Source organism: bacterium (assembly GCA_039961635.1).
Taxonomy (GTDB): Bacteria; 4484-113; 4484-113; order JAGGVC01; family JAGGVC01; genus JABRWB01.
The window spans coordinates 64136-90063 of the sequence record JABRWB010000031.1 but is presented as its reverse complement, the minus strand read 5'-3'; the positions used below and the strand labels follow the sequence as shown (position 1 = coordinate 90063).

Genomic DNA, 25928 nt, shown 5'->3' with positions numbered 1-25928 from the left:
GAGGAGAGCGTTCCGGAGTACAGCGAGCACGGGCGCGACCATGCGCCGGGGTTCGATCCGATCGCGGAGCAGGTGGCGCTGTCCGCGTGCAGGATGGCGCGGCGGCTTGGCGCGAAAGCGATAATCGCGCCGACCGCCAGCGGGTTTTCGGCGCGCAACGTGGCGCGGTTCCGGCCGGGGTGCGCGGTCGTGGCGCCCACGAACAGCCTGGCCGCGGCAAGGCGGCTCGCTCTTTCGTTCGGCGTGATCCCGGTGCTCACCGAGGCGCTGCTCAATCCGGACAAGCCGCTGTGGGAGCACGTCAAAAAACTGCCGGAGATGCCCGAATGCGAAGCGGGGGATTATCTTGTGTTCATCGGAGGAATCCCCGCGGGCAGGAGCGGGATAACCAACTTCGTCAAAGTGGAGCAGGCGGGGGTGTAGGGGGGGGCTAGAATACCGATTCAAAAAAGTTTTTAATTGTCCAAAAAGCTAAGGAGATAGATACCTTAGCGCGTTCAAAAGGTGTGTAAATGCCAAATGTTCTTTTTAGTTCTTTTGTCAATTTACTTTCGTATTTTGGATCACTTCGATCTGGTACATTGGGAAGGTAATACATCACGTAAAATCTCTCTACCTTGCCATCTGTAAAATCGATTCCATAAGAATAAATGCCACGCATAAGTATCCAAATGACCGAGCCTTTAATTTGCCCGATTTCTGAAACGTATGGCAGCCTAAATCCGGCGCTGCTTCCGAGTGCCGCCTTTACAGCGGCTTGATCATCTCCGACCTTTGCGATCCCCGCCAGCGAAATGTCCTGCTCGTAGCGGTGCGATTTAATTTCATTTCCCGACATATCGTATGCCTTTAAGGCAGATGAAATGCTAAATACATGCATTTGTCTACCTTTATACTGCCCATCGTCCCAATCTACTTCTATGTCGGCGAATTTCTTTGAATAATGTGTTTTATATGTGCCGTATGTTGTTGGAATGCCATACCCAAGGTTCCACTCATTGGCAATTAATGACTGCTCGATTTGTGTTATTTCAAGTCGATTTATCTCTTCGGCGTAGATAATAAGTGGAATTGGCATCTCGGTTGTGATTCCATATTCAATGTCGCGAATTTGCTGGTCCAACTGCTCCTTTATCGGCGGCTCGCAGGGCAGGTGGCCCGGGTACAGCGGCATGTTCAGCCAGATTACGAACGGAATGAGCGCGGCGGCGATTGCGATGAATACAAACAACCGTATTCTGCGGCGAGGTTTCATGAAATGCCGCCGAAATGTTACCAGATTCCGGACAATATTGCCGGCGCACGCAGTGCGCCCCTACGGTGTAGCGCCTGAATCAGGATAATTATCGGGGTAACGCTTGCCGAAACGGGGTATAATCTCCATGTGGATGCATTGAACGGCAAAACCATCGTGCTCGAAGGAAGCTGGGAGGACATCCAGCGAGAGTGCAAAGCTTGCCCATCCACCGTAGGGGCGCACTGCGTGCGCCCGCCATGCCCGGCTAAGTATTGAAATATGGAAAGGCCGTCCGAATTGCCCGACCGTAAAGTCGTGCGCCTGAAGGCATGGGACTATTCGACACAGGCGTATTATTTCGCCACGATTTGCTCGCATGAAAAACGCTGCATTTTCGGCAAAATCAAAAATGGCAGATCGTTGCTTTCAGAAGTGGGCAGAATCGTCGAAGAAGAATGGCTCAAATCGGCGAATATGCGCCCGCATATCGCGCTTGAAGAATTTGTAGTCATGCCTAATCACCTGCACGGAATTGTGGTTCTGACCAAATCCGGACCGGGATTACCCGCTGCGGAATCCGCTTCTGAAATCGGATATCTGCGGCGCAAGGGGAAGGTCAGGCGCGAGCCGCAATCGCTGTCGTCGTTCATTGCGGGATTCAAAGCGGCGGTGACGAAAAGGATTAACGAATTGAATCCGCAAGTGAAACACGCCGTATGGCAGCGGGGATTTTACGAGCACGTGATACGGAGTGAGAAGGATTTATATTTGATAAAGCAGTACATTTTAGATAATCCCGCGAATTGGGAGTCGGACGAGGAATTCAGGCAGCATTGACGTTGCGTTATTTTACGGGCGCACGCAGTGCGCCCCTACGGTGGGATTGTCAGGCCGGTTTGTCGCTTTTCGGGCGCACGCAGTGCGCCCCTACAAAAGCCCAAACTTCCCCATCAACTCCGCCAGCGCGTTGCGCTCCGCGTCCCGCATCCGCGTCATCGGCAGCCGGAATTCCTCATCGCACAGTCCCAGCATCGCGCACGCGGTTTTTATCGGAATCGGATTCGTCGTGACGAAAATTGCGTCGAACAGCGGCGTCAGCCGCTCGTGAATGGCCTTCGCTTTCGCGTCGTCTCCGGATTGCACCGCGTCTATCATCTCGCGGATTTCGCGGCCGACCAGGTGGCTTGCGACGCTGACCACTCCCGCGCCGCCGAGTTTGCACATCTCGTAAGTCAGCGGGTCGTCGCCGCTGTACACCGCGAATCCCGGTGTGGCGTTCTCTTTGAAATAAGTGACAAGCAGTGGATCGCCCGCGGCTTCCTTAATCGCGACGATGTTCGGATGCTTCGAAAGCTCGCACGCGGCCTCGGGCAGAAGCTTGCCGCCGGTGCGACCGGGCACGTTGTACAGCATCACGGGCAGCCCGCAGTCGGCGACCGCGGTGAAGTGCGCGATCTGGCCGTCAAAGTTCGGCTTGTTGTAATAGGGCATAACCGCCATCGCCGCGTGGACGCCGATTCGCTTCGCCTTCTGCGTAAGCTCGACCGACTCCGCGGTGTTGTTCGTGCCGGTATTGGCGATAATCTTTATTCCCTCCGGCGCCGCGCCTAGCCAGTATTCCCAAAGCGCAAGTTTTTCGGTGCGGGTGATTGTCGGGCCTTCGCCTGTCGTTCCGCATACTACGACGCTGTCGGTGTGCTCCGGGCACAAATGAGCGGCAAGCCTTTCGACCGCTACGTAGTCTATTTCCGCCCCCCCCTCGGTGAATGGAGTTATGACGGCCGTTACCACTTTTCCGAATGGTGCGTTCATTTGTTTTCCTTTATGCGTGCGAGGCGGTCGCGCCCGCGCCGATCAAATTCCGCGCGATGCGGATTGCGTTGAGCGCCGCGCCGATGCGCAAATTATTTGCGCAGTTGAAGAATGCGAATTCGTTTTCCGTCCCGTGCACGCGGCGCAGCCGCCCTACCTGGACGAGATCGTATCCGGGGCGCGACGCGGAAACCGGCGTGGGGCAGACCGGTTTGGAATTCGGGAAGTAATCGATCGCGAACGCGGACTTGAGCGCGGCTTCCACTTCCTCAATAGATGCATCGCGGCCGAGCGTAACCCACACGTTCATGCTGTGGCCGACGATCGCGTCCACGCGCGCCGAGGCCGCGGAGACATGCATTTCGTCCGCGCCGAGGATTTTCTTCAGCTCGCGGATGATTTTGGTTTCTTCGCCGCAGCAGCCGTCGTCCGCGAAACTGCCGATTTGCGGAATCACGTTGTGCGCGAATCCGGATGCGCGCAAGTCGAGCGGATCGTGCGACTGCTCGAACAGCGAAAGCTCCTCCATAAGCGAATCCACGCATTCGCGTCCGCCACCGCTTACGGATTGATATGTCGAAACGATGACGCGCCGGACGCCGAATGCGTCCTGGAGCGGCTTGATCGACAGCGCAAGCTGGATTGTCGTGCAATTCGGATTGGCCGCGAGCCTGCACCCCGCGGGAACCGCCGCGTCGTTGACGCCGCCGACCACAAGCGGGACGGATGGATCCATCCTGAAAGCGTTAGACTTGTCCACGATTTTAATCGCCGGATATTTTTCGAGAATCCTCGGCACCCATTCTTTCGAAAGCGCGTCGCCGACCGAAAAGCTGGCAACGTCCGCGCCCGCGAACGAAGCTTCGTCCAACGGAAGCACCGTCCATTTCTTGCCCATGCATTCAAGCGTCGTGCCCGCGGACGATTCGCTGGCGATGGGAGCAAGCGCGACAATTTGCGGGAAATAGCCCTCGTCCAAGAGCGAGAGCATTTCCTTTCCGACGTATCCGGTTGCGCCTACGATGGCTAGTTTCATTCAGTTTCCCTAATTCATGCCGCCGCCCGCGCGACGCATAAGAATACCCGCGCGGCGCGCGTTTCGCGCGTTATTCGCGAGCGATTCCCAGCACTTGATCCAGGCCGATGAGCAAGCCCGCCGGCGCGGTGCGCACGTGCTTCAGCGCCCAAATTACGCCGGGCATATAGCACTCGCGCGAAATCGCGCGATGAGTGATTTCGAGAACTTCGCCAGGCCCGCCGAATGTGACGGTCTGCTCGGCCAGGATGCCGGGCAGCCTGACGCTGTGTATGCGCACTTCGTCGAGCTTCGCGCCGCGCGCGCCCGCGACGATTTCGTGTTCGCTCTCCGCGCTTGCAATCTGCGGATTCGCGGCCGCGATTTCGCTGACTGTGAAAAGCGCCGTGCCGCTCGGCGCGTCTTTCTTGGCAGGATGGTGGCGCTCCTGCACTTCCGCCGCCGAAAAAAACGGCGCGGCGCGGCGCGACAGCGCGATCATCAGATTCGCGCCGATGCTGAAATTGGGGACGAGTAGGCAGCAGACGCCCGCTTTTTCCGCGGTATTTCCGATGGCGTCAAGGGACGCGTTCGGCAGTCCGGTTGCTCCGATGACGAGCGGGATTCCGCGTTCCAAAACTTTCGGCGCGTTTTGCGCGGCCGCGGGGCCGGTGGAGACGTCCACGACCATCGCCGGACCCGCGATAAGGAAAGTGTCAATATCGCCGCAAACGGTCACACCGAGCGCACCGATTCCGGCTAGAGCGCCCCAGTCCTCGCCGACAAATGCGACGTCGAATGCCGCCGCGGGTTCCAGTTCCGGATCCGCGGCAAGCGCGCGCGCGATCTCGCGGCCCATCCGGCCCGCCGCGCCCATCACTCCGACTTTAATCAGATCAGACATTACGCCTCCGTTATCCCGTGTTCCCGCTTAGCGTTTGAGCGGGCGGCACTTCGCCTTCGGCTGGGCGCCGTTTTTCGGGCAGCATCCTTTGGATTTCGAGCATTATCTGCGAAGTCACCTCTTCGAGCGCCGCGCGCGGGTAGGTTCCGTCGGCCGCGATGTGCTGGCCGAACGTGAGCGGCTTTCCGAACTGAACCGTCACCCTTCCCGGCTTGGGTATTTTCTTCCCGTGGCCGAAGGCTTCGAATGTGCCCTCGACAGCGGCCGGAATTACCGGCGCGCCTGTCCTTAGTGCAAGCACGGCGACCCCGGTTCTTCCTCGCTGCATCCTTCCGGATTTTGTGCGCGTACCTTCCGGGAAGATGATTATGCAGCCGTCGTTTCTCAATACCTCTTCGGCAGTTGCAAGCGCTTCCTTTCCGCCGCCGCCCCTGGCAACGCTGATTTGGCCAATCTGTTTCATCCACCAGCCGACGAACGGCACCGAGAAAAGCTCCTGCTTGGCTATGAATGTCACCTTGCGGGGTACTCCCGCGCCGATTAGCGGTGGATCGAGGTGGCTGGCATGGTTCGATGCGATTATCAGCGGGCCGGTCTTTGGGATGTTTGCCGTGTCAATGTAGCTTATTTTCCAAAGCAGCTTTGCGGCAAGGAGGACCGAGTTGCGTGAAAACCAATAAAGATGCCGTCCGAAGAATGACACGGACGAATTATATTTGAGCCAGCGCTTTCCGGCAAGACGCGACGGATACAAATTTGCGGGCGCTCAAGCCGGCCGTCGAAATTATTCAAAAAAAACGGGGAGCCCCGAAGGACTCCCCGCTGGAGGTGAATTCAGTATCGAAACGCCTTACAGCGCCCCGAACTCGTATTCCATTATGTACTTCGCGATGTACTGCTCGACGAAATCGCCCTCGTCGCCTATGTAGCCTTCGATGAAAACCCTGTCTCCGATCTGGATGCCCGACTGCGATTCGATGTAGGTGTCGGGGACGATCTGGAATGTCAGCATCCTGGACGGACGCCCCTGTCCCGGTGGAACGTATTCGGAAACCGTAATGTATGAGCCTTCGGCGTATTCAACAACGTCGCCTTCGAAAGTGATGTAATTTCCCGGAGGAGGCTGGATGGGGTACACGGCAAGCCAAGCCGCAATCGGATTGCCGTTTTCGTCCAAGGCTATCGTGCCGTCCTCGTTGACGACGAACATCGCCTCGGCCTCGGAACCAACCTGAATTTCGGCAAGACTTTCAGCTCCGGTGAGAACCGTTTCCGGAACCACCCGAACGGTTACCGGCTTCGGCTCGCCGTTTGGATCTCCCGGATCCGTCGGGTCGTAAGGCGGGCACCATCCGCCTTCGCCGCCGGCGAAGCCGTACCTGAACGGATCTATCACAACCAGCCCGTTGTTTTGAGGCATGTCATCGAAAATAACCGTTTCGATCACGCTGCCGTAAACTCCTGCGGGCGGCGGAGGCGGAGGCGGAGTCGGATAAACCGCCAGCCAAGCCGCGATCGGCGCGCCGTGGTCGTCGCGCACAATCGTGCCGTCGTCGTTCACCATAAATTGCGCTTCGGCAACGGCGCCGATATGGATGTCGCCAAGACCTTCGGCCCCGCGCAGCTCGGTTTCGGGAACAACACGGACCGGCACCGGATCCACCGGCCAAGGGACTGTGGGATCGTCCGGCGGAGGGGGAAGCGTTCCGCCGCCGTTTCCGTCCATCATAACCATGCCGGGATTGATTACCACGATACCGTTGTTCTGGGGCATATCCTCAAAGATGTTCACTTCGAGAACGTCGCCGAAGACTCCCGGCGGAGGAGGCGGAGGATCGCGGAACACTTGGAAGAACGCGGAAATCGGATTGCCTTCTTCGTCGAAGCGGATGCGACCCGTCGCCGGATCGATCATCATTTCCGACCAGATGTTCTGGCCGGGTTGAATTCCATCGAAATTTTCAACGCCTTCAAGCACGGTTTCGCGCACGATCTTTATCCAGATTCTTATCGGGCCGCCGTTAGGATCGGACGGCGGAACCGTTCCGCCTCCGCTGCCGGTTCCAGCCGGATCGTCGCCGCGGCTCCAACCGCCGTTGTCCGTCTGAGAGGGACCTCTGGTGCCGTCGCCGTTAAGCGGCGGGGGAGGAGTGTCTTGCCATCCGCCTCGTCCGTCAAATCCGTCGTGGTAGATAATGTCGTCCCAGAATCCTTCAACGCCCACAAGGTGCTTGTCGCGCCTCACGTCGATAACCCGGCCATGGAATGCCGAGCCGAACGGAGGTGGAGGAGGAGGAGTGGGTGGCAGTCCGAGAGCGACGCAGAATTTCGCCGTAAGCTGCTCCGGATTGAGCGGACCGAACATGGCGACGACCATTCCGATTCGAAGTTCCCAAAGCCCGCCGACGCCGACGAAAACCGTTTCGGGATTCACAGCGACGCGGAACTGGCCGAATTCGAATTTGGGTTCATCTCCGTCGAAGGTGATCAGAACGCCATCAATTGCGACGATGGCGGAGCCGGATGGTCTAGTAGGGCCGTTCGAGCCCAAGGGATCGTCGGGGCGGTCGCCCGAAAATAGAATTTCGGTGATCTTTCCATCCACTGCGAAGAACGCCTTGTGCTCGTCGCCGTCGCCGATTTTAATCCGCTTCGCTTGGAGCACATTGTCCGTCAGCCTGATGCCGATGGCGCGTGAACGGTCGCCTATCTGGATTTCGCCGAAGTTTTCGACTCCCGCATAGGAGGTTTCTTCGGTCGCGTGCACCGCGAAGCGTCCCGATTCTTCGAAGACCAGACCGCCTATGAAAATCAAACGCGATCCGTCCGCAACATAGGTCATTCTGTCGCGGGAAATTTCGACTACCACTCCTTGAACTTCGATGCGGTTTTCAAAATTGCCGTCGCCGCCGGGGAAGTTCATGCCCGGAGGCCATGTGCCGGGATCCGTCGGGTCGAAATTGTCGGACCAGCCTTCGCCGAACGATCCGGTGCCTTGGAAGAAACGCTCGCCCTGGCGCATCCAGCCGAAGTGGTTGCCCTGTCCGCCGAAAGGCATGTCCAGGCCGTTATCGCCGAACACGCCGTTTTCGAACCGACCGCCGACTGCACTGCCTTGAAGCCTGAATCCGTCGGGAGTTCCGTCGCCGTTCGAGTCGTACGCGGAAAGACCCAGGTTAAAGCTGACATTTCCGCCGCCGTCAACCGAAAACGGAAGCTCGGCGTATAGCTTTTCGTCCGATTCGGATTCGCCGACAAGCTCAACCTTAAGCTTGAGTGCGTAGTCTGCCGGGACGTTTTCCGCGGTCACCTCGAACCAGCCGGTGGATTCGGTAGTGGTCGCGGCGAGGATGTTTCCTCCACCGATTAACGCGATTCCCGCGTTTGAAATAGGCGCAACCGACTGCGCCCGGCTGTTCTGCTCGGCACCGAGAACCAGCCCGGTGTAGGCGATTTGCCCCGATACCGAAACAGTGCGAGTGTCGCTTGGGGGAGGATTGTTTCCGCCGCCGGGATCACCGCCCGGAGGCGGAAGTATGCTCGTTCCACCGCCGCCGCCGCAAGCCGTGACGATTGCGAAAGCGGCAAAAAGCAAAAGCAATGCAAGGATCTTTCTCATAGCGATACCTCTCTGGCTGATTTGCCGTGGACATTATTCCCCATATCCCGGCTGCTGTCGACTTCCGATAATGCACAATTCCGGGGGTACCACTTGGGCGATTCATCGGTGAATCCGTGCCAAGTGGCTTTTATTTTTGACTCGCTCCGTATAGCTTTGTTCCCGATGCGAGAAAGTTGTGCGGAAAAACCGAAAGTGGTACCCACAATTAACTATTGATTTGGTAGTTTGCCGCAAGCAGAATAAGAGGTACCATTAGTGCGGATTATGTTCATCAATTTGGACAAATCGAGCCGCGAGCCTGTCTACAGGCAGATTATCAAGGCGATCGCGGAGATGATCGACAGCGGCATTTTGGCGGGCGGCGAGAAGCTGCCGTCTTCACGCGAGCTTGCCCGCCAGCTCGGAGTCACGCGCAAAACCGTGATTACGGCGTACCAAGAGCTTGCGGCACTTCAGTATTTCGAATCCAACATCGGCAGCGGCACTTTTGTAAGCCAGCTCAAGGGAAAAAAGCCGGCAGCTTTGTCTGCAACGGCTGAAAATTCCGAGCCGGAATTCGATGATCGGGAGCAACCGGAAGACCTCGGAACGATGGACTGGTCTTCTTACGGATTCAACGGCGAGTTTTTCGCAATGCCGCGCCGCAACAGGAACTTGTATAAGGGGTCCGACCAATTCATCAGTTTCGCCAAGGCGCTTCCGGATCCGGGGCAGTTTCCATTCGAGCGGATTAAGAAAATCGCGTCCAGGATGCTTTGGGATCCGAAGGAGAGCTTTTTCAATTACGGCCACCCCCAAGGTTACCAGCCGCTGGTCGAATGGTTGTCGCATATTCTCGCGGCGGAGCAGGTGGACATGAGGGAGGGCAGGAACGACGTAATCTTGGCGGGCGGATTTCAGCTTGCTTTGACCCTTCTCCTGACGTTTCTTATACGGGACGGCAAGGCGGTCGCTGTCGAAGACCCCACATACACTTCGATTCTCAACTCGTTAATCGCACGCAGGATCAAGCACGTCGGCATACCTGTCGAAAGCGACGGGATGAACCTAGAGATTCTGGAGCAAAAGCTCAAAAGCGGCTCCATAGGCCTTGTAATCAGCGTTCCGACGCTGCAAAATCCGACGGGAACGATAATGTCGCTCGAAAAGCGGAAAGCTTTGATTCGGCTTGCGGCGAAGTACGAAGTTCCCGTGATCGAAGACGCGTATCTTATGTTTCTTGGACACGACGGCAGGCACTTGCCGAGCCTGAAAGCGCTTGACCGCGGCGGATTCGTGTTTCAGATCGGCAGCTTCAGCAAGGTGTTCCTGCCTGGATTGCGCATCGGCTGGATAACCGCTCCGGCGGACGCGGCGCTTGCGCTTGTCAAGCTGAAGCGCGCTTCCGATCAAGGCGACAGCTTTTTCCTTCAAACATTGCTGCACGAATTCATCAAAAAGGGGTATTTTGAAATGCACCTGCGAAAGGTGCGCAGAATTTACGACGGAAGGCGCGCGGCGATGGCGGCGGAGCTGGAAAAAACGATGGCTGACGTAGTGAAGTGGCTCAAGCCGGAAGGCGGGCTTTCATACTGGCTTAAGCTTCCCAAAGGGCATTCCAGCCGCGCGTTGTACGAGTATTCGCTTGTCAGGGGCATCGAAATCGCGCCTGGAAACTTTTTCCATGTCGGCAAACGGGATTCGGAATGTTTCAGGCTTGCATTTTCCCTCGTTAACCAGCAGAATATACAGGACGGCATCCGGCGTTTAGGCAAAATCGTCGGCGACTTCCTAAGGGAGAAGCGGACGAAATGAACTGGGGTAGGTGTTGATGGCGTTCCTGTTCCGCAATCTCGGCCTGGCAGTTTTAATTCTGGGACTTCTGGCGCTTTTCGCCTGCAGCGGCGGAGGAGGCAGGGCGTACATATCCGACGGCGGATTTGACGGCCCGGATGCTCCCGGCGGTTTGGAGCCGCCTCCTGAATATCCGCGCGACTTCGCCGAGTTCGCCAAGGCGGTGATAGAACCACAATTGCCGGCCAACGCGGATGTCGGAACCGCGGCGCTTGAAGGCAAGGTATCCGTATTCGGGTATACGCTCCTGCCCCTCGACCGAATCCCCGTGCAAATCACCGAACCGGGAATGAATCCGATCAGCAATCTCGTAACGCGCATAATCGACGACGAGGACAATATCGGCGATGCCAAGTACCCTGACAATCTGGGTGAATTCTTTTATTCTGGGTTGCCGGCCGTACCGAATTTGCAGCTTGTTTTGGACGCAAAGGTGGCCGAGGATCTCGACGGGGATTTGAAAACCGGCGACACATTGTCGTTCAAGATTCCCGTCAGCTTTCTTCCCGGCAAGGTTTCGCGGATTTCGGTTTCCATCGCGCCGGTTCGGCCGGAGTTTTACCTTTTCGAAGGAGAGAGCGAAGATGCTGTTCGCGGCCGGGTGGTCGGACTATCCTACGAGTTTTCAGGGCCGGAGGGAACGCGGCGAAAGCGCCACGCGCTCAACTTCAGAACCGCTCGCACCGTGCTGGATACAAACGACGACGGCGTATTCAACGCTTCGGACATCGTCGGAATAGACACGGATAAAAATGCGATTGAAGACACCGCGCCCGCGCTCGGCGCGGCCGATCAGCCGGTTGCGGAAATTGTTTCCGCCTTTGCAATCGTCAGGGAAGTGAGACCCGGCCGTCTGCTCGTCAAGCCGCTTGAACCTGAAACGGCGGAATTTTTGGTTTTAATCGATTTCAGAACGAGCATTCTTTCCCCGGACGGCATGCCTTTGCCGCCTTCCATAATCACGGAATCATCGCTGGTGCTGCTGTATGGATTTATGGAGCCATCCGTTGGATTCGTGGCTCAAACCGTAGTGGTTTTTCCGCCCGGTCTTTTTCCGCCAAAAGAACCGGTTGGACCGGGTGTTCCGCCCGGCGGCGCGCGAATGTAAATCGCAAACGACCGGTTTGACATGGCAACCACTGCATGACGGCGGCATTCGCAGTGCTCCTATCGCTCCATCTGTTAGAATTGAGGACGATGCGCCTAAATGGGCCGCATTTGGAGCGAACATGCCTGAACACGCATTAGACGAAACGGTACGCGGCCAGGTGGACGGATTTGCGGCTGACTATGAGCGCGTTCGCGACGCTGTTCATCGCGCGATTGTGGGAATGGATGAAGTTGTTGACGGAGTGTTAATCACGCTGTTCGCGGGAGGGAACGCACTGCTGGAAGGGGTTCCGGGTTTGGGTAAAACGATGCTCGTCCGCACGTTGGCTCAAGTGTTGGCGTGTGAGTTTTCCCGCATTCAATTCACTCCAGACCTGATGCCTTCGGATATCACGGGCACACACATTATCGAGGAAAGTCCGGAGGGAAAGACCCGAAGGTTCATGCCCGGCCCCGTTTTCGCGAATATAATTCTTGCGGACGAAATAAACCGGGCGACCCCGAAAACGCAAAGCGCGATGCTGGAAGCGATGCAAGAGCAGAGCGTGACGGTAATGGGCGAAACACGCCAGCTCAAACAGCCGTTCATGGTGTTGGCCACGGAGAATCCGCTTGAAATGGAGGGAACCTATCCGCTTCCCGAGGCGCAGCTTGATCGTTTTATGTTCAAACTTATGGTGCCGTTTCCGGACGAGGACGAGCTGCTGAAAATAATGAACTTGACTACGGGTGACTTAGCGGCATCCCTGTCGCAGGTGATTGACGGCGCGCGGATAGTCGAAATGCGGAATTTGGTGAGACGGGTTCCGATCGCGGAGCACGTCAAAAGGCTGGCGATACGCTATGTTCTCGCCTCGCATCCCGACAACGACGCCGCCGCGCCTCTCGTGAAGCGGTACGTAAAATACGGGCCGAGTCCGCGCGGCGTCCAAGCGCTCATTTTGGGCGGTAAAGTGCGCGCTCTTCTGGCAAAACGGTATAACGTAGCCTCGGAAGACATCCGGAAATGCGCGCCGGCTGCGCTTCGGCACAGGCTGATACTTAATTTCGAGGCTGAAGCGGAAGGGGTTGATCCGGACAAAATAGTCGAGGAAGTGATAAGCTTGGTGGAAATGCCTGTTGTTGAGCCAGTTTAGCTCGTTTTCCACCTTCCTTCCGAGCAAAAATCCGGCCTTCCCAGGATTTGCGCCGGATTGAGTCGCCTTTCCCTGCACGCGAATTAGGTGCTATAAAATGCGCCCCGTGCTTGAGAACGGAAAACTGGATGCGGTGCTTTCAACGGTGCTCGCAAATGTGCGTGTGATGCCTGCTGAAATGATGCCGCTGAAATGGTGTATATGGCGGTATCTCGGCGCGGACTTGGTCAGCGGGGAAAATATACCTTCTTTTCCGATGGCCCAGATTCCAGGATATGCCGTAAATAGTTCAGAACTTGCGGGTGCGGCGCCTGAAACTCCGGTAATTCTCGAGGTAATCGAGCGCATTGTCGCGGGCCAGCAGCACCATAAAAAGCTGGAGCCGGGCCAAACGAGCTTCGTCGAGGCCGGAGCTCAAGTTCCTTCAGGGGCGGATTCGGTTGTCCCGATGCGGCTTGTTTCCGAAGCGGAGGAAAGGGCGAAATTTGTCGCATCCGTGAATCAAGGTTTCGGGATGGAGCACGAAGGTGCCATCGCGAAGGCCAAGGCGAAAGTGTTGTCCCGCGGGGATTTTATTAATCCTGCGAGGGTGGGAATGCTTGCCGCTCTGGGGAAAAACGAGGTGGCGGTTGTTCGGGCTCCCACAATCGGTGTGGTTGTGGCGGGCAGGGAGCTTGTTCCGTTCGACTCCCAAAAACTCAAGCCCGGCCAGTTGCGCGACGCCTACGGACGGATGGTCGCCGCTAGGTTGTCGGAGCTGCATTTGCCGCACATGTTGACGGGCGAAGTGCTTGCCGGCCGAGAGCAGTTGGCCAATATCGCAGCAAGGGCGATCAACCAGGTGGACATGCTTCTGATTTGCGGAAATCTTGCGGCTGACCCGCAATTTTTCGAGTCCGATTTGATTAAATCGAGAATCGAGCATATCGCCGCCGGGCTGGACGTATGTCCGCCCGTGGGCTTCCATTTCGCGCTGCTGGACGGAAAACCGTTATTTTCACTTTCCGGCCCGCCCGAGCGGGTTTTGCTTGGATTGGATTGCATAGTATTTCCCGCGATTCAAAAGGCCATGGGGGCGAGACGGTTTTACGAACGCGACAGGACTGGGAAGCTGGACAGGCCGCTGAGCGCGAGTTCGGAATCCGAAATTCTAATACGCGCAACGCTTGAACTAAACGATACGGGCTTGGCATCCTTGAGACCCGCCCATGGGAACGAAAACGCGAACCTGTCCCAAATTATGCGGGCTAATTCGATTATCAGGCTGCAGCCGGGCGAACACGAGCTGGAGGCCGGGGCTGAAGTCAAATACTTTTCCACTTCGGCGCGGTCGGCCCAGGATTAGCTCAAAGCCGGTGCAGAAATGTTGATTTTTTCAATAGCGGCTCGGTGTTTCGCGCCCGGCTGGGGTAAACTTGGTGCGACGGGGCGTTTTTTTTGCTTTTAATCAACCCGGAGAAGTGTTTGAAGCGAATCTTTTTATTGTTGATGCTTGTGCTGGCCGGTCTTGCCCAAGGATGCAAAACCGGCATGAACCGGCCGTTCAGCGGCGACGTGGACGCGCCGGCGTCAAGATCGGCGGCCGCGATTTCCGTCTTTGACGGAGTATGGCTCCAAGCTCCCGCGGGAATGGTGCCCGGAGTTGATTACATTCCCAACGAAATAATCGTCGGATTCGAGGATTCCGCAAATGCCGGCGTTTGGAGTCAAGTTCCGGGAGGCGGACCAAACCTGGGAGTTTTCGTTATTCCTCCATCCGCCAACATCAGGCTTTACAAAAATGCGGACGTTGCCGCGCTTGCAAGACATATTGCCTCGAAACTGGGATTGACCGTCCTTGCCAATCAAGAAGCATATGTCGGCAAGCTGAATTTTTGCACTTACAGACTGCCGCCGGGCTTGGACGCGCGAGACGCCGCGCGGAAAATCAAAACTCTGTTCCCGCATTCGGTCAGATATATCCAGTACAACCAAATTTTCCGCGCGCAGTTTTCGCCGGACGATCCCAAATGGGTTGACGGCACGCTTTGGGCGATTAACAAAATCGACGCGGATTTGGCCTGGGATACGGCGACAGGAAACGGAGTTTCCGTCGCGGTTATCGACAGCGGAATCAGGCAGACGCATGAGGATCTTGCATGGCAGTCGTTTCCCGGCGTCAACCTTGATCTTGTTAACGAGGACGAGCTTCCGGAAGATCAACACGGCCACGGAACTCATGTATCGGGAACCGTCGGCGCGCGCGGAAACAACGCGAAGGGCGTCATCGGAGTCGGCTGGGAATGCACGCTCATCCCGGTCAAGGTTCTGAACTCGCAGGGCTGGGCGGCAAGCGGAACTACCGCGGCGGGAATCGCGCTCGCGGAGCAGCTCGGTGCCGATGTAATCAATATGAGCATCGGCTCGTCCTACGCGGATCGCACATCGGCGGAAGCGTGCCGGAACGCCTGGGACGCGGGAATCGTATTGGTGGCTGCGGCCGGCAACGAGAGCACGTGGCGTCCGAGTTATCCGGGCGCACTTCCGGAGGTTATCAGCGTCGGCGCCACGAATACATCCGACGGAAAAACCGGCTATTCGAATTATGGCAAAACTGTGGACATCGCTGCGCCGGGAGGGAGCGGCAGCGGAAGCAATCAGATTTACTCCACCATTCGCAACGGTTTCAGCTCTTACGGAAATATGCAGGGTACAAGCATGGCTTCCCCGCACGTCGCAGGAGCAGCTGCGGTATTGCGCGAATCCAATCCCGCGCTAACTCCGAACGAAGTAAGGGGGCTGCTCGAGGGGCTTGGCGACGACGTGTTGAACCAAGGCTCATGGCAGGGTGCGGTAAAGCTGTACAGGTTGAACGTGAACAACGCAATCGGGCAAACGGTTGCGGACTTTCCGACGGTTGATTTCACAAGCCACAACGACGGCGATTCGGTATCAACGCAGTTTACGCTTGTCGTAAATCCGCAGGCGGCAAACGGCCTCGCGGGAGTCCATTGGTACATGGACGGCGAGCATATGGGCTGGGACAACTCCGCTCCGTGGGAGCTGACAATCGATCCGGTTACGATGCTTCCGGGCCCGCACACTTTCACCGCGGAAGTGCTGGACGACAAGAACCTTCATGGTTATGACAGGCTGGAACTGATATTTTCCCTACCATCGGTTGATACTCCCTATCTGACCAATTTCCAGGATCCTCCAAATTCGGACAACTGGATTTCGCTCGATTATTCCGGCGCCGGTCAGTGGCAGGAAATAGGCACCGAAGATGTGATGCTGTTTCTGGGAGACCCCGCGAAGTCAGGAGGGGCTGGCTATTACCCGGACGACGTAGACGCGCTGCTTACGCCGAACTTCGATTTGCGCGGGCTAAGTCAGCCCGCTTTGTATTTTCGCAGCGCATTCGATCTGGCAGCAAACGACTATCTGCTCGTAAGATTGGTGGACGACGGGGGAACGGACGATCTTATCGGATATCAAGCAGGCAGAAACGCCGAATGGCCGAACTTGCAGCCGTTTTCCATATCGCTTTCGCGTTCCGTCAACCAAACTGCTCGAATCGAGTTCTGGCTTTATCACAACGGAACGAGCGCCGGTGCGGGCGGAGTGTATATAGACGATGTTGTCGTAACCGAGCCGTCCTTGCCTCCTGTAGTGAATATGACCTCGCCCGAAACGAATGAAGTCGTATTCGGCACGAAACTTGTCGCAGGAACGGTTACGGACGATTTGGATTCACTTCGGCGGGTGGATTTCGTCGTGGATGATTTGGTTCTGCTTTCGCTGACCGAGCCCCCGTTTGAATGGGGTTGGGACACTACCGCGGTTCCCGACGGCCCGCACGCGGTTTGGATTAAGGCGTACGACGAAATGGGCGTTATGGGATATGCAAGCGAGGGCTCGAATCACGTCACGGCTTACGTACACAACACTCCGATTGAACTGGGCGATTTTGCTCCGTCTTCGGGAGCAATCGGCCTTCCGGTGACGATTACCGGCACCGGATTCGGCGATTACGTCGGAGGAAGCGGACTGCCCGCGCCCTGGCACAAAAGCTACGTTTATTTTACCGGCGAATCCGGATTGGTCGAAGCGGTGGTCGATCCGCTCGATTGGTCTGACACGCAGATAAACACAACGGTTCCCGAAGGGGCGGTATCGGGTCCAATCACCGTGGCGGTGGGAACACTTTCCGATGTGTCCGCCAATTCTTTCACCGTCGGCGCGATATCGGGATTCGCCTTTACTTCTCCCCCTCAAATGGCGTTGATCACTTCGGATGCGACATTTACGCTCACTCCGCAGCCGTTCGCTACGAGCGTGGAATTCGACATTCTGGAGGCTCCGGGCATCCCGATTCCGGAGGATACGACGCCGGACGAAATCAGCTTCGGCCTTGACCTCGTTCAGTTTCCGGGCAACGGCAAGTTCACGCTGGTTGCGACCGCTCGCACCCCGACGACTCAAGAGCAGGCGACGCTTGTGTTTTTTGTGGAAAGGCTGCGCGGCGACTTCAATGCGGACAGGTTCGTCACCGCGGCGGATCTGGACTTTCTGCGTCTGCACATCGGCGAAACTCCGGAGTCGCCGGAATGGCTTGCATATCTGGATTCAGACCGCAACGGCGTGGTGGATGAGCGCGACGCGCTGGCTGTCGGTTACAACTTCGCGAGCAAACTTTAGCTGCCGTCGGCTAAGCTTCGGTTGTTTTTTTCGATTCGGCTTTGTCCGCCGATGGCTCTGTTCCCACCGGAAACCAACGCGGAACAAGCTGCCTGGCGGCTTTGGTTTCGTCCGGATGGACGATTTGAAGTTTCAGCGGATTAAGCTTGCGGAATTCGTCCGCGTTCTCTTTTATCCGCGCGATGAATCCGATCATCGTGTCGCAGAACGCGTCCAGCGTCTCCTTGCTCTCGGTCTCGGTAGGCTCGATCATCAACGCTTCGTGGACGATGAGCGGGAAGTATGTCGTCGGCGCGTGGAAGCCCTCTTCAAGCAGCTTTTTGTCTATATCCTTCGCAGAAACGTTGAAGTCGCGCTTCAGCGTCTCGGCGGACGCGACGAACTCGTGCATGCAATGCGCGAAATACGGGATATCGTAGTAACCCTTAAGGCGCGACTGGACGTAATTCGCGTTGATGATAGCGTTTTCGGAGATCCGTTTCAGGCCCGGCGCGCCGTGATGAATCAGGTACGCGTACGCGCGGACGAGCACCAGGAAATTTCCCCACCAGGACTTGACGCGGCCGATTGAATGCTCAGGATAAACGACATTGAATTCATCGCCGACGCGTTTAAACAGCGCCCCGGGAAGGAACGGCGCGAGTTTTGCCTTTACGCCGATCGGTCCCGCTCCCGGCCCGCCTCCGCCGTGAGGAGTGGAGAAACTCTTATGAGTATTCAGATGCATCAGGTCGAAGCCGGTATCGCCCGGCCGGACGATTCCAAGAAGCGCGTTCAGGTTCGCGCCGTCGTAATAAAGAAGCGCACCCGCGCCATGAAGGAGATTCGCTATTTCCAGAATGTGTGTTTCGAACAGCCCGAGCGTGTTCGGATTCGTAAGCATTATTCCGGCGATTGATTCGGCGCCGAATTTCTCGATTACAACTTTCACCGCCGCGGGATCGGTCAAACCGCGCTCGTCGCTTTTTATTTCCACAACCTTGAATCCGGCAACGTTCGCGCTCGCCGGATTCGTTCCGTGTGCGCTGTCCGGGACGATCATGATGTTGCGTCCCGGTTCGCCGATGTGGTCGAAATACTTCCGGAAAACCAGCATTCCCGAAAATTCACCCTGCGCTCCCGCCGCGGGCTGAAGCGCATACTCGTCCATTCCCGTAACTTCGCAGAGCCACTCGGACAGCTCCGCAAGCATTTCAATCGCGCCCGGCACGGTTTCGGGCGGCTGCGAAGGATGGATAAACGCCAATCCCGCAAGCGCGGCCGCCGCGTCGGTCAGCCGAGGGTTGTATTTCATCGTGCAGCTTCCGAGAGGATAAAATCCGGTGTCCACGCCGAAAGTGCGCTGCGATAGCCGAGTGTAATGCCTCACAACGTCAAGCTCGCTCACTTCGGGAAGGAATGGATGTGCGGCGGGTGCTAGTGCCTCGGGCGCGGCGAAAGAAGCGCCGAATTCGTTTTTCGGGAATTTTACGCCCCTGCGTCCCGCAACCGATTCCTCGAAGATGAGCCTGTCCTTTACATGCGTCATTTCGACACCTCCTCGGCGAAGGCGCGGACAAACTCGTCTATGTCTTCCTTCGTATGCTGCTCGGTGGCCGCAATCAACCATCGGTTCCAATCTCCGCCGAAATTCGCGAGCGGCACGCCGGGAAGGAAATCACGCTCAACAAGCCGGTTGAATAAGGCCTGGGAATCGGTTTCGGTGATGTCTATCGTGAATTCGTTGAAGAACGGCGCGCCGGGGAAGGCGTTGTCCACGCCGCGGATTTTGGTGAGTTCCTTTTCTAGGTACTTCGCGGCGGCGCTTTCCAGCTCGCCGACTTCGCGGAATCCCTGCTTGCCAAGCGATGACAAGTAAATGGTCGAAGTCAGTGCCATCAGCGCCTGGTTTGTGCAAATGCTGGATGTCGCTTTGTCGCGGCGGATATGCTGCTCGCGCGCCTGAAGCGTCATTACATATGCGGTTTTGCCGTTTGCGTCCTCGGTTTTGCCGATAAGCCTTCCGGGGAGGAACCGCACAAGATCGCTGCGGCAGGCTAGAAATCCCAAGGCCGGGCCGCCGAATCCCATCGGGATCCCCAAGGGCTGGCCCTCTCCGAAGGCGATGTCCGCGCCGATGTCGCCGGGCCTTGCAACGAATGGCGCGCAGAACGGATACCAGCCGACCGCCAAAAGCGTTCCGTGTTTCTTGCATATTTCGCCGAGTTTCGAAAGACCGGTTTCGAAGTATCCGTAGAAATTGGGCATTTGTACGACGACGCAGGCGACGTCTTTCTTCGCAAGCCTCGTATCCAGCGTTTTCAAGTCGATTTCAAACGAATTTGAATACGGAAGCTTGCCAATTTCCATCTTCCAGCCGATGTTGTAAGTGCGAACCACGTCAATCGAGTGCGGGTGAATATTCGGCGATATGATCGCAGCTCCGCGCTTGGTGGCCGCGCGCGCGATGTTTACCGCGTCCGCGCATCCTACCGCTCCGTCGTATGTGGAAGCGTTCGATATATCCAGGCCGGTCAGCTCGCAAATGTAGGTTTGGTATTCGAAAATCGTCTGGAGCAGTCCCTGGCTGACTTCCGGCTGGTATGGCGTATAAGCGGTCACGAACTCGCTGCGCGCCGCCAACTGGGCAACGACCGGCGGGATATAGTGGTTGTAAATTCCCGCCCCGGCGTACATTCTGCCCGGCGCGAAAACCGCGTTTTTTCCGGCGAGCCTGCGGACGCGCTTCATCACGTCCTGCTCGGCAAGCCCATCGGGCAAATTGAACCGATCCGCGCGCGTCGCCCGCGGCACGCCGTCGAGCAATTCCTCGAACGAGCCGACGCCGATTGCCGCAAGCATCTCTGCGCGTTGAGCGTCGGTATTGGCTATGTATGGCATCTTTCCTCCGGCCCGGCTTCCCGCCGGACGCCGGGGATTCTATACCAATTACAGCGGATTAATTGTCATCCGCCGAAGCTTGTGCGAAGTGACGTTAGGCACAATTAAGAAACAGCCTCCCATGCAAACGGGTTAAGAAAGGGCAAAAGCCAGCAGGGCGACGATCGGGCTGACGATTAAAAGGCTGTCAATCTTGTCCAGAATCCCGCCGTGGCCCGGCAGGAATACGCCGCTTTCCTTTTGGTGATGCGCGCGTTTAAGAATGGAGATGAACAAATCCCCCAAGTGACCCAATCCCGCAATCGAGCATCCTGCCAGCGCTTGGAACAGCGCCGCGGCCGGTCCGGCGGCGGCCAGCGGCGAGCCTGAAAAGTAAAGGAAGGCAGGCAACGCCACCGCACCGGTTAACATCGCCCCCGTGAGACCTTCGACAGTCTTTTTGGGGCTTACCGTCGGAGCCAAAAGCGATTTGCCGACGGATCTGCCCGTGAAAAACGCTCCCGCATCGGCTCCCCACGAGAGAAGCATCGGCAGAAACCAGATATTCCATGAGCCCGCCGCATATAGCAGCGCGAGCGATAAAAGCCCTACGTAAACGGTTCCGATTGCGGTCAGCACGTGAAGACCGGCAGAGATCGGAAAGTCGCCGTGCGGATGGCGCCTGACCATAAAATAGGAAACCGCCAGGAAAATGGTTATCCAGGTCAGCAAAGCGCATGCTCCGATCGCGGCCATCAGGCGCAAAATACCGCACTCGGGAAACTGGGCAATTCGAGTGAAAAGAAAATCGGACGGAGCGACGTATGTAGCCATTATCGCGGCCGCCACCGCAAATTGAGCGGAAACAAGTATCCAGAGAGTCCGGCGGATATCGTCGGGCAGTCTGGGCTCTGCCAGCCTTAAGTACTCTCCCATCGCGATCAAGTGGCAGACGGCGATAAGGAACAATCCGAGAACGCGGCTTGCCGCCATTATGAAAACGACGACGATTCCGGCAGCCACTCCGACAGCCACCCTGGTCACGGCGGGAGTATAGCCTAGCTTTCTATTTTTCCAAAGCGCCTTTCGCGCGATTGGAAGTCGCGGATCGCCTGCAAATATTCCTCTCTTGAAAAGTCCGGCCAAAGCGAGTTGGTAAACCACATTTCCGTGTAAGCGGCCTGCCAGAGCAGAAAGTTGGATATTCTGTACTCCCCGCTCGTCCGGATAAGCAGATCAGGATAGGGCAGTTCGGGATGATAAAGGAACTTCCTGAAAAATTCCTCGGAAAGCTCGTCTATTTTAAGCTCGCCCTCAAGCACCGCGTTGTGGATTTTTTTGATCGCGTCTATGATTTCCTGGCGTCCCGAGTAATTCACCGCGATGTTGAGGATCATGCTGTCGTTATTGCGCGTCATTTCCTCCGCAAATTTGAATTGGCGGGCAATTTTTTCGGGCAGAATGCTAGCGTCCCCCGACACCATCACGCGGATGTTCTTTAGATGAAGCTTGTTTGTTTCGACCGCCAAAATCTCTTCGAACAGGCCGAACAGTGAGCTTACCTCGGTCAGCGGCCGGAAGATATTGTCCGTTGAAAAGGCGAACAGAGAAAGGCACTTGATTCCGAGTTCCTGTGTCGTTTCGACGGCCATCCGCACGGTTTCCACGCCTTCCCGGTGACCTATGACCCGCGAAAAACCATATTTTTTGCCCCAGCGTCCGTTACCGTCCATTATTATGGCAACGTGCGCCGGCAGGCATGCCGGGTCAATACCCTCATAGGGAGATGACTTGTAGGGAGCGGAGATTGATAATGCAGTATTTCCCAAGCAGAAGACCTCCCGGAGCTAGAACTCCTGAATTTCCTTGGCCTTTTGGCTGTAAAGCTCGTCGATTTCCTTAAGATGCTTCTCTATGATTTTTTCGATTTCCTCATTGGCGCGCTTGAGTTCGTCTTCACTTACTTCCTTGGCCTTTTCGAGCCTTTTGTTGTGGTCGATCGCGTCCCGCCTGATGTTACGCAGGGCAACCCGACCTTCTTCGGCGATCCTCGAAGCTACTTTGATCAGCTCTTTCCGGCGCTCCTCGGTCAACTGGGGTATGCTGATTCTAATTATCCTTCCGTCGCTCTGCGGCGTGAGTCCGAGGTCGCTTTGCATAATCGCGCGCTCGATGTTTTTAAGTGTGTGTGGATCGAATGGCTGAACGTTTAGCGTGGAGGCGTCGGGCGCGGATACGGTGGCAAGTTGGCGGAGGGGCGATTTTGTTTCATAAGCTTCGACCATAACGCGGTCGAGCAAGGCCGGATTGGCGCGGCCCGCGCGAAGGTGTGCCAGCTCCTCGCGGGTGGCTTCCACCGACTTAATCATCTTGGATTCGGCTTCGGATTTTATTTCGGCTATGGTGCTCATGGGATGCTCCTAAGCGCTGACAAGCGTCCCCAATGATACATCACCAGCGATGAGCTTTGCCAGGTTGCCGGATTTGGTGATGTCGAACACGACTATCGGCAGGTTGTTCTCCCTGCACAGAGCGAACGCCGTCGCGTCCAAAACGCCGAGGTTCAATTCGAGTGCTTCTGTATAGGTTATTCGCTCGAATCGCCTTGCATCGGAATGTTTTTCCGGATCCTTGTCGTAGATTCCGTCCACCCTGGTGCCCTTGATGAACACTTCCGCGCCAATTTCGAGCCCGCGCAACGCGGCCGCCGTGTCCGTGGAGAAATAAGGATTGCCTGTACCCGCCGCGAAGATGACCACCCGGCCCTTTTCAAGATGTCTGACGGCCCGGCGGTGAATGTACGGCTCGCAAACGCGCGGCATTTCGATGCCGCTCATAACGCGCGTCGGCACATTTATCGCTTCAAGGGCGCTTTGAAGCGCGAGTGCGTTGATCACCGTAGCGAGCATCCCCATCAGATCAGCGGTGGTGTGGCCTATGTCCTCCCCCGCAAACTCACGGCCACGAAGAATGTTGCCGCCTCCCACAACTACTGAAGCTTCACAACCCGCGGCGATCGCCGACTTTATTTCGGATGCATAATGCCTGATCGCCTCCGGGGAAAGGCCGCCTTCCAAATCACCTTGAAGTGACTCGCCTGAAAGCTTGATTACAGCTCGTTTATATGTCATCTCGTCCCCCCGGACAGGAATTACTCGCCGAGCTGGAAACGGGCGAAACGCGCAACCTTGATATTCTCGCCGAGCTTCGCGACGGTTTCCTTCACCACTTCTTCGACAGTCTTCTTGCCGGTTTCATCACGGAAATACGGTTGGTTCATCAGGCAAACGTCGCTGAAATACTTGCCAAGTTTGCCTTCGACGATCTTGTCTACTATTTTTTCCGGCTTGCCTTCGGCCAGCGTTTGTTCCCTGTATATTTTCTTTTCCGCTTCCAGGACGTTTTCCGGAATGTCTTCCGGCGAAACGTAATCCGGATTCATTGCGCAAACCTGAACGGCAAGCTCTTCGCAGAGGTTCTTGAAGTCGTCGGTGCGTGCGACGAAGTCGGTCTCGCAGTTCACTTCAATCAGAACACCGGCCTTGCCGCCGAGATGGATGTAGGAGTAAATCAGTCCTTCCTTGGTCGCGCGCGAGCTTTTGGATGCGGCCTTCGCGATACCCTTGACGCGCAACAACTCAACCGCCTTTTCGACATCCCCGCCGGATTCGGCAAGGGCGGATTTGCAATCCATCATTCCGGCGCCGGTTTTGGATCGTAACTCGGCGACTGCTTTTGCACTGATTTCTGACATTGATTCCCTCCGGGGAGAAATTACGGGGATTCCGGCTCGGCAGCAGGAGCATCCGTGGATACGGCGGAAATTTCGGTAGGCGCAGGCTCCGGAGCGGGTTTGGGTTTGGGCGCGATACCGACAGCGCTTGCGAATCCAGCAAGCTCTTCGTTTTCATCCAGACCTTCGCCTTCCTCCGCGACCGTGCCCTGAATCAGAACCGAGTCGGGCGGCAGGAAGCCATGCTTTGCTTCAAGAACGCTGTCGGAAACGATTTGACAGAAGAGCTTGATCGACCGGATGGCGTCGTCGTTGCCTATGATCATCTTGTCTACGAGGTCAGGATCGCAGTTCGAATCGAGAATTCCGATTACAGGGATCTTGCACCTGCGTGCTTCCTTGATTGCGTTTTCTTCCTTTTTGACGTCGATGATGAAAAGCGCCTGGGGAAGCTCTTCCATGTCAACGATACCGCGGAGAAACTTTTCGAGCCTTGCCAGCTCGTCGCCCAAAATCTTGGCTTCTTTCTTGCCGGCTGCCTGGAAGTAGCCTTCCTCCTTCATCCGGCGCAGTTCCTTAAGCCTTTGAACCCTCTGGCGAATCGTGCGGAAGTTTGTAAGCATCCCGCCAAGCCACCTTTGGTTGATGAAAGGCATGCCGCACTTGACTGCCTCTTCTTCGATGGCCTCTTGGGCCTGCTTTTTGGTGCCTATGAAAAGAATCTTGCCGCCGTCGCTCACGATTTTTACAATGTAATCGTGAACGTCATCCACCATCTTTGTGGTTTGTTGAAGATCGAGAATGTGGATCCCGTTGCGCTTCGTAAAAATATAGGGCGCCATCTTGGGATTCCACTTGCGCGTGGGATGGCCGAAATGCGCGCCGCATTCCAACAACTGCCTAAGCGATATGAGTGCCAACCGGTGAATCTCCTTGCTGGATGTTCCGCTCCGAAAAGCGAACGCGCTTTATACCATAAATCCATCGGGGATTCAACATGTCTGCGCCTGCATACGAAATAGAGTATAATTTGACCCTGGGCAGCAGTTTCGACATTAATCGCGGTGACATTAGGGCCAGGCTTGCGCTTGGGGACGTCGTCATCCTCGATGGGGCGATGGGCACGGAGCTGGAGCGGCACCGCGCGATTTCAACGTCCCCGCTTTGGAGCGCGGAGGCGGTCGAGCTTCGCGAAGAACTTGTCGCGGCCATTCACCGCGATTACATTGCCGCGGGCGCGGAAATCATCACAACCGCCACATTCCGGTCAACCAAGCGCACCTTCGAAAAAATCGGCCGAGCGGGCGATTATTTGCAAAACACGAGGCGGGCTGTCGAGCTCGCGAAAGAAGCCGTTTCGAACGCCGGAAGCCCTCGGCAAATCTTTATTGCCGGAAGTATTGCGCCCCTCGAGGATTGTTTCAGACCCGACCTGGTGCCGTCAAAAGAAGAATGCGAGCGGGAGCACGGCGCGCAGGCCGAATTGCTGGCCGACTGCGGAGTGGATTTCATCCTCGCAGAAACGTTCAACAGCGTCAGCGAATCCGTGGCGGTAGCCAAGGCCGCCCGTGCCACCTGCCTGCCTTACTTTGTGGCGGTTACTTGCACCACACACGGCACTTTGCTAAGCGAGGAAAGCATCGAGCTATTCGTTGACTCTGTCGCGCCGTACGAACCTGCGTGCCTTCTGATTAATTGCACGCCGGCGAGATCTTTGCTTTTGTCGCTTCAAAGGCTCGCGGCGCGATTTCCCGGCGCCGTCGGCGCATATGGAAATGTAGGTATGTCAGCGTCAATCCACTGGGAATTCACCGACGAGGTGACGCCGGCCGCGTACTTGAATTACGCGAAAACTTGGCTTGCATCCGGAGCGCGGGTTCTTGGGGGATGCTGCGGAACCAACCCCGAATTCATCAGGTTATTGAGCTTTCATCTGGAAGGAGCGAAACCGATAAGAGATTCCGGTGTATAGGCGGAAGTTAAATTC

Annotated in this window: 22 protein-coding genes; 8 read left to right on the top strand and 14 right to left on the bottom strand. The window is 56.6% G+C overall.

Features of this window, described 5'->3' with window-relative positions:
• The coding region (locus HRF49_05085; protein MEP0814020.1) for a hypothetical protein at positions 1 to 423 on the top strand (423 nt) is incomplete at its 5' end.
• A 7-nt stretch (positions 424 to 430) separates the two neighbouring features.
• On the opposite strand, the gene HRF49_05080 is transcribed toward HRF49_05085, so the two are convergent.
• Positions 431 to 1255: a hypothetical protein gene (locus tag HRF49_05080; protein MEP0814019.1), complete on the bottom strand. Its 825-nt coding sequence runs from the start codon at positions 1253 to 1255 to the stop codon at positions 431 to 433.
• A gap of 261 nt (positions 1256 to 1516) precedes the next feature.
• Between HRF49_05080 and HRF49_05075 the strand changes: the two genes are divergently transcribed.
• Positions 1517 to 2074 carry a transposase gene (locus tag HRF49_05075; protein ID MEP0814018.1) on the top strand — a complete coding sequence of 186 codons (558 nt, stop codon included), beginning with the start codon at positions 1517 to 1519 and terminating at the stop codon, positions 2072 to 2074.
• A gap of 90 nt (positions 2075 to 2164) precedes the next feature.
• On the opposite strand, the gene dapA is transcribed toward HRF49_05075, so the two are convergent.
• From dapA to HRF49_05050, 5 genes are all read right to left on the bottom strand, one after another.
• Positions 2165 to 3049 carry a 4-hydroxy-tetrahydrodipicolinate synthase gene (gene dapA, locus HRF49_05070; GenBank protein MEP0814017.1) on the bottom strand — a complete coding sequence of 295 codons (885 nt, stop codon included), beginning with the start codon at positions 3047 to 3049 and terminating at the stop codon, positions 2165 to 2167.
• Positions 3050 to 3059: 10 nt separating this feature from the next.
• Complete coding sequence (locus HRF49_05065; protein MEP0814016.1) at positions 3060 to 4085, bottom strand: aspartate-semialdehyde dehydrogenase; 1026 nt, start codon at positions 4083 to 4085, stop codon at positions 3060 to 3062.
• A gap of 70 nt (positions 4086 to 4155) precedes the next feature.
• A complete protein-coding gene (locus HRF49_05060) occupies positions 4156 to 4968 on the bottom strand; it encodes a 4-hydroxy-tetrahydrodipicolinate reductase (protein ID MEP0814015.1) in 813 nt (270 codons plus the stop codon).
• A gap of 10 nt (positions 4969 to 4978) precedes the next feature.
• Positions 4979 to 5671: a 1-acyl-sn-glycerol-3-phosphate acyltransferase gene (locus HRF49_05055; GenBank protein ID MEP0814014.1), complete on the bottom strand. Its 693-nt coding sequence runs from the start codon at positions 5669 to 5671 to the stop codon at positions 4979 to 4981.
• Positions 5672 to 5818: 147 nt separating this feature from the next.
• Positions 5819 to 8587 carry a hypothetical protein gene (locus HRF49_05050; GenBank protein MEP0814013.1) on the bottom strand — a complete coding sequence of 923 codons (2769 nt, stop codon included), beginning with the start codon at positions 8585 to 8587 and terminating at the stop codon, positions 5819 to 5821.
• 267 nt (positions 8588 to 8854) lie between these two features.
• On the opposite strand from HRF49_05050, the gene HRF49_05045 reads away from it, so the two are divergent.
• From HRF49_05045 to HRF49_05025, 5 genes are all read left to right on the top strand, one after another.
• On the top strand, positions 8855 to 10384 hold the full coding sequence (locus tag HRF49_05045; GenBank protein MEP0814012.1) for a PLP-dependent aminotransferase family protein: 1530 nt from the start codon (positions 8855 to 8857) through the stop codon (positions 10382 to 10384).
• 16 nt (positions 10385 to 10400) lie between these two features.
• A complete protein-coding gene (locus HRF49_05040; GenBank protein MEP0814011.1) occupies positions 10401 to 11531 on the top strand; it encodes a hypothetical protein in 1131 nt (376 codons plus the stop codon).
• A gap of 121 nt (positions 11532 to 11652) precedes the next feature.
• Entirely contained in the window at positions 11653 to 12669 is a 1017-nt protein-coding gene (locus tag HRF49_05035; protein ID MEP0814010.1) for a MoxR family ATPase, read from the top strand.
• A gap of 97 nt (positions 12670 to 12766) precedes the next feature.
• Positions 12767 to 14014, top strand: coding sequence for a hypothetical protein (locus HRF49_05030; GenBank protein MEP0814009.1), 1248 nt, complete (start codon positions 12767 to 12769; stop codon positions 14012 to 14014).
• A 119-nt stretch (positions 14015 to 14133) separates the two neighbouring features.
• Complete coding sequence (locus HRF49_05025; protein MEP0814008.1) at positions 14134 to 17349, top strand: S8 family serine peptidase; 3216 nt, start codon at positions 14134 to 14136, stop codon at positions 17347 to 17349.
• A gap of 10 nt (positions 17350 to 17359) precedes the next feature.
• Here HRF49_05025 and gcvPB read toward each other — a convergent pair whose 3' ends face one another.
• From gcvPB to rpsB, 8 genes are all read right to left on the bottom strand, one after another.
• The gene (gcvPB, locus tag HRF49_05020) at positions 17360 to 18877 is read right to left on the bottom strand and encodes an aminomethyl-transferring glycine dehydrogenase subunit GcvPB (GenBank protein MEP0814007.1); all 1518 of its coding nucleotides are present in this window, start codon (positions 18875 to 18877) and stop codon (positions 17360 to 17362) included.
• Positions 18874 to 20229, bottom strand: a complete 1356-nt coding sequence (gene gcvPA, locus HRF49_05015; protein MEP0814006.1) for an aminomethyl-transferring glycine dehydrogenase subunit GcvPA — start codon at positions 20227 to 20229, stop codon at positions 18874 to 18876. The genes gcvPB and gcvPA overlap by 4 nt, the downstream gene beginning before the upstream one ends.
• 132 nt (positions 20230 to 20361) lie before the next feature.
• Positions 20362 to 21252 (bottom strand): phosphatidate cytidylyltransferase, encoded by an 891-nt coding sequence (locus HRF49_05010; protein MEP0814005.1) that lies wholly within the window; start codon positions 21250 to 21252, stop codon positions 20362 to 20364.
• Between the two features lie 14 nt (positions 21253 to 21266).
• Entirely contained in the window at positions 21267 to 21941 is a 675-nt protein-coding gene (uppS, locus tag HRF49_05005; protein ID MEP0814004.1) for a di-trans,poly-cis-decaprenylcistransferase, read from the bottom strand.
• A 114-nt stretch (positions 21942 to 22055) separates the two neighbouring features.
• Positions 22056 to 22619 carry a ribosome recycling factor gene (frr, locus tag HRF49_05000; GenBank protein ID MEP0814003.1) on the bottom strand — a complete coding sequence of 188 codons (564 nt, stop codon included), beginning with the start codon at positions 22617 to 22619 and terminating at the stop codon, positions 22056 to 22058.
• A gap of 9 nt (positions 22620 to 22628) precedes the next feature.
• Complete coding sequence (locus HRF49_04995) at positions 22629 to 23339, bottom strand: UMP kinase (protein MEP0814002.1); 711 nt, start codon at positions 23337 to 23339, stop codon at positions 22629 to 22631.
• 20 nt (positions 23340 to 23359) lie between these two features.
• A complete protein-coding gene (gene tsf / locus HRF49_04990; GenBank protein MEP0814001.1) occupies positions 23360 to 23962 on the bottom strand; it encodes a translation elongation factor Ts in 603 nt (200 codons plus the stop codon).
• A 20-nt stretch (positions 23963 to 23982) separates the two neighbouring features.
• Positions 23983 to 24861 carry a 30S ribosomal protein S2 gene (gene rpsB / locus HRF49_04985; protein ID MEP0814000.1) on the bottom strand — a complete coding sequence of 293 codons (879 nt, stop codon included), beginning with the start codon at positions 24859 to 24861 and terminating at the stop codon, positions 23983 to 23985.
• Positions 24862 to 24938: 77 nt separating this feature from the next.
• Between rpsB and HRF49_04980 the strand changes: the two genes are divergently transcribed.
• Positions 24939 to 25913: a homocysteine S-methyltransferase family protein gene (locus HRF49_04980; protein MEP0813999.1), complete on the top strand. Its 975-nt coding sequence runs from the start codon at positions 24939 to 24941 to the stop codon at positions 25911 to 25913.
• Positions 25914 to 25928 lie beyond the last annotated feature (15 nt).

Excerpts from the sequence above, each read along its gene's own strand:
- HRF49_05080 (MEP0814019.1), bottom strand. The coding sequence starts at position 1,255 with ATGAAACCTCGCCGCAGAATACGGTTGTTTGTATTCATCGCAATCGCC.
- HRF49_05075 (MEP0814018.1), top strand. The coding sequence starts at position 1,517 with ATGGAAAGGCCGTCCGAATTGCCCGACCGTAAAGTCGTGCGCCTGAAG.
- dapA (MEP0814017.1), bottom strand. The coding sequence starts at position 3,049 with ATGAACGCACCATTCGGAAAAGTGGTAACGGCCGTCATAACTCCATTC.
- HRF49_05065 (MEP0814016.1), bottom strand. The coding sequence starts at position 4,085 with ATGAAACTAGCCATCGTAGGCGCAACCGGATACGTCGGAAAGGAAATG.
- HRF49_05060 (MEP0814015.1), bottom strand. The coding sequence starts at position 4,968 with ATGTCTGATCTGATTAAAGTCGGAGTGATGGGCGCGGCGGGCCGGATG.
- HRF49_05050 (MEP0814013.1), bottom strand. The coding sequence starts at position 8,587 with ATGAGAAAGATCCTTGCATTGCTTTTGCTTTTTGCCGCTTTCGCAATC.
- HRF49_05045 (MEP0814012.1), top strand. The coding sequence starts at position 8,855 with ATGTTCATCAATTTGGACAAATCGAGCCGCGAGCCTGTCTACAGGCAG.
- HRF49_05040 (MEP0814011.1), top strand. The coding sequence starts at position 10,401 with ATGGCGTTCCTGTTCCGCAATCTCGGCCTGGCAGTTTTAATTCTGGGA.
- HRF49_05035 (MEP0814010.1), top strand. The coding sequence starts at position 11,653 with ATGCCTGAACACGCATTAGACGAAACGGTACGCGGCCAGGTGGACGGA.
- HRF49_05030 (MEP0814009.1), top strand. The coding sequence starts at position 12,767 with ATGCGCCCCGTGCTTGAGAACGGAAAACTGGATGCGGTGCTTTCAACG.
- gcvPB (MEP0814007.1), bottom strand. The coding sequence starts at position 18,877 with ATGACGCATGTAAAGGACAGGCTCATCTTCGAGGAATCGGTTGCGGGA.
- gcvPA (MEP0814006.1), bottom strand. The coding sequence starts at position 20,229 with ATGCCATACATAGCCAATACCGACGCTCAACGCGCAGAGATGCTTGCG.
- uppS (MEP0814004.1), bottom strand. The coding sequence starts at position 21,941 with ATGGACGGTAACGGACGCTGGGGCAAAAAATATGGTTTTTCGCGGGTC.
- frr (MEP0814003.1), bottom strand. The coding sequence starts at position 22,619 with ATGAGCACCATAGCCGAAATAAAATCCGAAGCCGAATCCAAGATGATT.
- HRF49_04995 (MEP0814002.1), bottom strand. The coding sequence starts at position 23,339 with ATGACATATAAACGAGCTGTAATCAAGCTTTCAGGCGAGTCACTTCAA.
- tsf (MEP0814001.1), bottom strand. The coding sequence starts at position 23,962 with ATGTCAGAAATCAGTGCAAAAGCAGTCGCCGAGTTACGATCCAAAACC.
- HRF49_04980 (MEP0813999.1), top strand. The coding sequence starts at position 24,939 with ATGTCTGCGCCTGCATACGAAATAGAGTATAATTTGACCCTGGGCAGC.